Annotated in this window: 1 protein-coding gene; it reads right to left on the bottom strand. The window is 58.3% G+C overall.

The features are described 5' to 3' along the window. Window positions 1–15 precede the first annotated feature (15 nt). Complete coding sequence (locus AWB65_RS35210) at window positions 16–639, bottom strand: hypothetical protein (protein WP_087650387.1); 624 nt, start codon at window positions 637–639, stop codon at window positions 16–18. Window positions 640–650 lie beyond the last annotated feature (11 nt).

Genomic DNA, 650 nt, shown 5'->3' with positions numbered 1-650 from the left:
TTGGCATCGACAAAATCAAACTGCTTCCTCACCGTGAATACCGACCACGCTCAGCACAACCTCGACAAGTTGATCGAAGTTGCCTGGCGTCACGGCTTCGATAGGTGAGTGACCACCGAGCGAATCATTTCGAGACGACAGCGCACGATAGAGCGTCCATGAGTCAACCGACGCCGCTCGGTTGAGCGCTTCGCGCGTGAATTTCAGCTTCAGTGGATCAAGCTGCCAGTCGGGCAGTCGCTGACCCCGACGACCCACATCTAATGAGAGAAGGCGCCGAGGCTGTGCTGATAGATCTTTATAAATCTGTTGGCGCGACTTGTGTGCGAACCGCGCAAATTCCGTCAGCGGAATGTTCCCGGGTGCATCGTATGCGCGCAACAACGCTGCACGTCCGCGTTGCACATCAGTCGCCGACGGCTGCCAGGGTGACTCTGCCCGAAGCGCGCGTGCTTTCGCTCGCAGGTCCGTGGTGAGCTGAAGCGGCGAGGGCGCGGCCTCCGCAAATTTCTCTCGAATCAAAGCGTTCAGCTCGGCGATGAAGGCATCCTCGTCATCGATGCGTACGGCGCGTTCGAAACGATGAGCGTCTTCAGCGGTGATTTCAGGGAACTCCATGGCGGGCATTGGCTTGGACATGGTTCGGCCTC

The sequence above is a fragment of the Caballeronia humi genome (assembly GCF_001544475.1).
Classification (GTDB): Bacteria; Pseudomonadota; Gammaproteobacteria; order Burkholderiales; family Burkholderiaceae; genus Caballeronia; species Caballeronia humi.
The sequence above is the reverse complement of the archived record's forward strand: the minus strand, read 5'-3'. Positions and strand labels throughout refer to the sequence as shown.

Excerpts from the sequence above, each read along its gene's own strand:
- AWB65_RS35210 (WP_087650387.1), bottom strand. The coding sequence starts at position 639 with ATGTCCAAGCCAATGCCCGCCATGGAGTTCCCTGAAATCACCGCTGAA.